We start from the raw sequence: 3764 nt of genomic DNA, 5'->3' as shown, positions 1-3764 counted from the left end.
ACCCGCTGGCCGACTTCAACATCACCCCTGATGTCGCCATCGTCGACCCCGAGCTGACCTACAGCATGCCCGCCAAGCTCTGCGCCCACACCGGCATGGACGCCCTGACCCACTGCCTCGAGGCTTACGTTTCGACCTGCGCCTCCATGTTCACCGACGCCAACGCCCTCCACGGCATCCGCGAGATCGTCGAGTGGCTGCCCAAGTCCTACACTGGCGACCATGAGGCTCGCCAGCACATGCACGAGGCCCAGTGCATCGCCGGCATCGCCTTCTCGTCCGGCCTGCTCGGCATCGTTCACTCCATGGCGCACAAGACCGGCGCCGCCTTCGAGAACGGCCACATCATCCACGGTGCCGCCAACGCCATGTACCTCGGCAAGGCCATCCAGTGGAACTCCAAGGACCCGCGCGCTGCCGAGCGCTACGCCTACGTCGCCAAGGAGATCCTGCACCTTCCGGGCAACACCAACGAGGAGCTCATCGCCGCGCTCGTCAAGAAGATCCGCGACATGAACGACCAGCTCAACATCCCGCAGTCCATCAAGGATTACGCCAACGGCGGCGTCAAGGTCGACGCCGACAACCCGCAGATGGTCTCCGAGGAGGAGTTCCTGGCCAAGCTTCCCGAGATCGCCGCGAACGCCGAGCAGGACGCCTGCACGCCGGAGAACCCGCGCGAGACCAAGGCTGCCGACTTCGAGAAGATCCTCAAGGCCTGCTACTACGACACGGACATCGACTTCTAAGCCTCGCTTAGTAGCGTAAAGTCTGGAAACCCCGCCGAGCTTCGCGCTCGACGGGGTTTCTTTGCGTCGATGTTGTCGTTCTTCTTCCTAGATTCGGAATCAGGCCATTCATATTAATAACGGGAGCAAAAAGGGGCTCTAATTTATAAAGAATCGCGATTCTTATAAATTAGAGCCCCTTTACAGGCGCCAATTTTACAGGGTTCAGCAAGTGGACGATTTTCTCTAGCGCGAATTCAGCTCCGCGATGTGGCGTGCGGCGAGCGCGGAGTCCGTCTCGACGTGCTCGTATCCGTTGGCGACGTGCTGCGTCGCGTCGGATCCCTTGGCAAGAAGGAGCACCACGGCACGCCGGCCGCAGCTCTTTGCGAGGTCAAAGGCGCGCGCGACGGCGGCCTCGCGGTCGAGCACGGTCTCGTGCGGGAAGCCCGCGGGCAGCGCCTCCTCCATCTGGCGGCAGATGTCTGCCGGGTCCTCGGTCCACGGGTCGTCGGTGGTCAGCACGATGCGGTCGACGTACTTTGCCGCGACCTCGGGCAGGTCGCGGCGGCGCTCGACGGCCTTGCCGCCCACCGCGCCGAAGACCGCGATCTTCTCGGCATCGGCGAAGCTGCCCTGAATGGCGGACAGCAGCGAGTCGAACGCCATGCGGTTGTGCGCGTAGTCGACGACGGCGGTCACGCGGCCGTCGTCGGTGCGGTAGAACTCCATGCGGCCGGGGACGTGTGTGACGGCGAGGCCGGCGACGATCTGGTCGATGGAAAGTCCCAGCTCCTCGGCGCAGATGGCGGCGCACAGCGCGTTGCTCACGCTGAAGTCGCCGGGGAAGGGGAGGGACGCCGGGCGCGCCTCTTCGCCGAGGTGGAGGGCGAAGCGGATGCCCGTCTCGTCGGCCTGGAGGTCGGAGGCCCAGGCATAGGCCTCGGGCCGGTTGAGGCCGAAGGTCAGGACGCGGTCGGCCGAGCCCGAGCGGGCGGCTTCGAGGATGCGGTCGGCGTGATCGGAGTCGAGGTTGACGACCGCTCTGCGGCACTGATCGAAGATCCGCAGCTTTGAGCTGAAGTAGTCCTCGAAGTCCTTGTGCTCGACCGCGCTGATGTGGTCGAGGCCGATGTTCAGAAAGCAGCCGAGCGCGAGGTCGACGCCGTAGCTGCGGTCGTACTTGAGCGCCTGGCTGGAGACCTCCATGACGAGGCCGCCGAGCTGCGCGTCGCAGGCGTTTGCCAGATGGCGCCAGAGGTCGGGGCTTTCCGGCGTCGTGTTGCGAGAAGGGCCGTCCTCGATGCCGTCGTAGGTCTCGACGGTGCCGATAATGCCGCAGGTTCCCTTTCCGCGGGCGTGGTCGACGATGGAGCGGACCATATAAGCGCAGGTCGTCTTGCCCTTGGTGCCCGTGATGCCGATGATGGGCAGGTCGCGGTCGGGCCGGCCGAAGGCGGCGGCGGACGCGATGGCCATCGCGCGGCGCAGGTCTTCGGCGGCGACGGTGAGGGCGGGGAGCGCGGGCTCGGCGGCCGCGAGCTCGGGGAGCTTGACGGCGTCGGCGAGGTAGGCGACGGCGCCCGCCTCGTGCGCGGACGAGAGGAACGCCGGGCGGAACGCGGCGCCCTTGCAGACGAAGATGTCGCCCGCACGGACAGCGCGCGAGTCGCAGGCGGCGCCGGTGATCACGGGGTCGGTGGTGGTCGGGGCGTGGACCTCGCAGGCGATGTCGTGCGCGCGCAGCTCGCCTGCCAGCTGCGATAAAGTCAAGGTATCCATGCGCTCCAGTATAAGCCGCCCAACACTGGGTGACAGTCATTGCGTGCAGCACTTTTGGGACACCCATCAGCCAATGACTGTCACCCAGTGATGGGTGTCACAGGATGCTGCACGCAATGACTGTCACCCAGTGAGGGTGGGAGGGAACGTATGGTAAACTGGCTTGGTCTGGGCGATTGGCGCAGCGGCTAGCGCAGGTGCTTTACACGCACAAGGCCGGGAGTTCGAACCTCTCATCGCCCACCATAGGATAGCCGGCCCCGGCCCGCGAGCGCGGTCCGGGGCTTCTTTGTAGGGAGGCAAGAAGCATGACTACCCCCGAAGCGCCGCGCGAGCGCAGCTATGGCCGCGCCGCGGACCAGATGCGGCCCATCAAGCTCACGAACGACATCATTAAGACAGCCGACGGCTCGTGCCTCGCCGAGTTCGGCGACACGCGCGTTCTGTGCTGCGCGACCGTCGAGGAAGGCGTGCCCAAATGGCGCCGCGCGAGCCACGGCTGCGGGTGGGTCACCGCCGAGTACGCGATGCTCCCCGCGTCAACCGAGCGCAGGTCAAAGCGGGAGTACGGCGCCCGAAAGGGCCGCAGCATGGAGATCGAGCGCCTGATCGGCCGCAGCCTGCGCAGCGTCGTCCGTATGGAAAAGATGGGCGAGATCACGGTCACGCTCGACTGCGACGTCATTCAGGCGGACGGCGGCACCCGAACGGCGAGCGTGACCGGCGCCTGGGTCGCCCTGCACGACGCGCTCATGGGCCTCGTCCGCGCGAACAAGCTCAACCGTCTGCCGCTCACCGGTCAGGTCGCCGCGATCTCGGCGGGCATCGTCGGCGGGGAGGCGCTTCTCGACCTCGACTACTCCGAGGACAGCCACGCGGACGTGGACCTGAACCTCGTGGGGACGGACGCCGGCGGCATCGTCGAAGTGCAGGGCACGGGCGAGCGCTCGACGCTCAGCCGCGCTCAGCTCGACGGGCTCCTCGACATGGGCCAAGCGGCCATCGAGCGCCTCGTGGCCATCCAGAACGACGTGACCGGATTCAGGGACTGACGGCCCAAACAAGGAGGAAAACATGGCGGACAAGAAAACCGTGGTCGTGGCGACCGGAAACGCGCACAAGGTCGTCGAGATCGAGACGATCCTCTCGCGCGTGATGCCCGACGTGCGCTTCGTGGCGCTCGGCGAGCTCGGCGACTTCCCCGACCCCGAGGAGAACGGCTCCGACTTCTACGAGAACGCGCTGATCAAGGCC

The 3764-nt window shown here is 66.2% G+C and carries 3 protein-coding genes, 1 tRNA gene and 1 pseudogene; 4 read left to right on the top strand and 1 reads right to left on the bottom strand.

Translation table 11 applies throughout. The annotated features are described in order from the left end of the window. A pseudogene (locus ACT84W_RS09435) lies at positions 1 to 749 on the top strand (butanol dehydrogenase); the annotation flags it as partial. 225 nt (positions 750 to 974) lie between these two features. Here ACT84W_RS09435 and ACT84W_RS09430 read toward each other — a convergent pair. After that, positions 975 to 2510: a Mur ligase family protein gene (locus ACT84W_RS09430; RefSeq protein WP_444329014.1), complete on the bottom strand. Its 1536-nt coding sequence runs from the start codon at positions 2508 to 2510 to the stop codon at positions 975 to 977. A gap of 170 nt (positions 2511 to 2680) precedes the next feature. On the opposite strand from ACT84W_RS09430, the gene ACT84W_RS09425 reads away from it, so the two are divergent. The 3 genes from ACT84W_RS09425 to ACT84W_RS09415 all read left to right on the top strand — a co-directional run. Further along, positions 2681 to 2756 (top strand) — tRNA-Val (locus tag ACT84W_RS09425). A 62-nt stretch (positions 2757 to 2818) separates the two neighbouring features. After that, entirely contained in the window at positions 2819 to 3562 is a 744-nt protein-coding gene (gene rph / locus ACT84W_RS09420; RefSeq protein ID WP_444329013.1) for a ribonuclease PH, read from the top strand. 22 nt (positions 3563 to 3584) lie between these two features. Then, positions 3585 to 3764, top strand: a 180-nt coding sequence (locus tag ACT84W_RS09415) for a non-canonical purine NTP pyrophosphatase (RefSeq protein WP_444329012.1), incomplete at its 3' end; no start/stop codon positions are given.

This window comes from Paratractidigestivibacter sp., assembly GCF_052362415.1.
Classification (GTDB): domain Bacteria; phylum Actinomycetota; class Coriobacteriia; order Coriobacteriales; family Atopobiaceae; genus Paratractidigestivibacter.
This window is presented reverse-complemented; position numbering and strand designations above follow the sequence as displayed.